The sequence below is a fragment of the Vibrio sp. Vb1755 genome (assembly GCF_033338635.1).
Lineage (GTDB): Bacteria > Pseudomonadota > Gammaproteobacteria > Enterobacterales > Vibrionaceae > Vibrio > Vibrio alginolyticus.
Genome location: NZ_JAWOTA010000071.1, coordinates 1 through 1,878 on the forward strand (window position 1 = coordinate 1; position 1,878 = coordinate 1,878).

3 protein-coding genes are annotated in these 1,878 nt (G+C 39.6%); all 3 read right to left on the reverse strand.

What is annotated here, in order from left to right; all coding sequences use genetic code 11:
* Window positions 1-265 precede the first annotated feature (265 nt).
* The gene (locus tag R7E00_RS22605) at window positions 266-460 is read right to left on the reverse strand and encodes a hypothetical protein (protein ID WP_140331030.1); all 195 of its coding nucleotides are present in this window, start codon (window positions 458-460) and stop codon (window positions 266-268) included.
* A gap of 216 nt (window positions 461-676) precedes the next feature.
* Window positions 677-1,084: a hypothetical protein gene (locus tag R7E00_RS22610; RefSeq protein WP_262606434.1), complete on the reverse strand. Its 408-nt coding sequence runs from the start codon at window positions 1,082-1,084 to the stop codon at window positions 677-679.
* A gap of 115 nt (window positions 1,085-1,199) precedes the next feature.
* Complete coding sequence (locus tag R7E00_RS22615) at window positions 1,200-1,784, reverse strand: hypothetical protein (RefSeq protein WP_230238822.1); 585 nt, start codon at window positions 1,782-1,784, stop codon at window positions 1,200-1,202.
* Window positions 1,785-1,878 lie beyond the last annotated feature (94 nt).

Sequence of the window (1,878 nt, forward strand, 5' to 3'; positions counted from 1 at the left end):
CCTTAAAAGATGACAACAATGAGTCTCTTGTTTTTATATACAGCCAGAATAGCGGCTTATCGAATTTTCTCATTTTTTCCTCAAACAGCTAACGCCCTGTTAAGGGGTGAGCAACGCAATACCGAAGCCGCCGCATACCGCCTTAATCACTAAAACCAACGCATAGTGAAAATGCCACGCGTTGCGAATCCCTCTTGAACAGTTTGTTATGTTGCGGACTTAAAACGTCATTCACTATGCCGCTCAAATGGACAGCCTAACGGCTTTATGACTCTAATTTTGATAACTGATTTTCAAGATCTGAAATTTCAGACTCTAGAGATTTCACAAAGATTTTTGAGACTTTTGTGTTAGAGCTTTTGTTATACTTACCTCTGTTCCAAGCACTACTTTCAGACTGCGCTTTCAGAAGTTGAGCCTCTTTTCTTTCGATCTTTTCTAACAATTCTTCTCTAGTCATTTAAATGTCTCAATGCAATTAAGTTTGTAATTATAGATATGGAGATAATTTACGTAAAATCAATATGTAATGAGATTGTAGAGAAACATAACGCCCTGTTAAGGGGTGAGCAACGCAATACCAAAGCCACCGCATACCACCTTAAACACTAAAACCAACGCATAGTGAAAATGCCACGCGTTGCGAATCCCTCTTGAACAGATTGTTAGCTGTGTACTACAACACTAGCATTAAAATAAAAGGCCCCAAAACTGCAACAACCATCATCAAAAACCAGAGATAAATCATCAATGATAGGTAGAGCGAAAATATCCCTTTTACAGTACTTTCCAGCTCGATACCTTTATTGTTCTGTAAAAAGTACGCTAACTCTGCCCTAGGAATGGAGCCTGCAACTTTTCGAAACTTAAGCTTCAAAAGCATAAGACCCATTGAGGTAGGTACACTAAGCGCCAACAGGTACAACATGTAAGACATGAAGGTGTTTTCGGGAGATTTGTTACCTGAAACTATAGCCGCAATAATGATGACTAAGAGTAGAGAGGAAAAACCTTTAAATGATGAAAAGACTGAGTCTCGCGTTCTAACATATAGCCAAAATAACGGCTTATCGATTATTTTCATTTGTTTCTCAAACAGCTAACGCCGCATTAAGGTGTGAGCGACGCTTGGCTATACTTGAGCGAAGCGAAAACGCCAAGCGTTGCGAATCACCCTTAAATGCTTTGTTAGCTGTATACTAAATTATTTCTGAGAGATGCCCATTTACTGGCTCAGAAGGCATGCCTTGTGTGTGTTTAGCAAATGATTCAGGACAAGGGAGTTGGTTGACTACTCTTTTCTCCACATGACTATAATAAAACTGGTTGTCCCATGTTTTAGATATAAATCTATTTTTATAGGAATTTAACCTATTATCACTCCCACCCCAACCGAACCAAATTATAGGGGTATACTCTTTTTCACTTTCACAAGTCGGTATATTACTGAAATTCGCAATTTTGTTACATGCGGAGCTCAAGTCAGCGTCGCATAAGTAAAAAAGGTTCCAGACACGAACATAAGCGTTTATAGGAATGTCCTTCTGAGCAATTTTATAAGCATCCAAAAAGCGATTGCGAACGGCTGGAAGCATTTTGTCGCCATTGAGATCGAGAGGTTGCAGTTCTCCAAATATGTGAGGTTGAGCCGAACCAGGATTTTTACCAACTATGGCTCCAACACAAATACTCGGTTCTTGCGGGTCAAATTCCGTAAGGTAAATACGAGTATCAAACCTAAAAAGTTGACCATTTATTTTTTCAAATCTTGCAAAATAACTCAATTTTACCTCCTTGCAGCTAACGCCGCATTAAGGTGTGAGCAGCGCTTGGCTATACTTGAGCGAAGCGAAACTGCCAAGCGTTGCGAATCACTCT

Coding starts and splice junctions, on each gene's coding strand:
- R7E00_RS22605 (WP_140331030.1), bottom strand. CDS start 460: ATGACTAGAGAAGAATTGTTAGAAAAGATCGAAAGAAAAGAGGCTCAA.
- R7E00_RS22610 (WP_262606434.1), bottom strand. CDS start 1,084: ATGAAAATAATCGATAAGCCGTTATTTTGGCTATATGTTAGAACGCGA.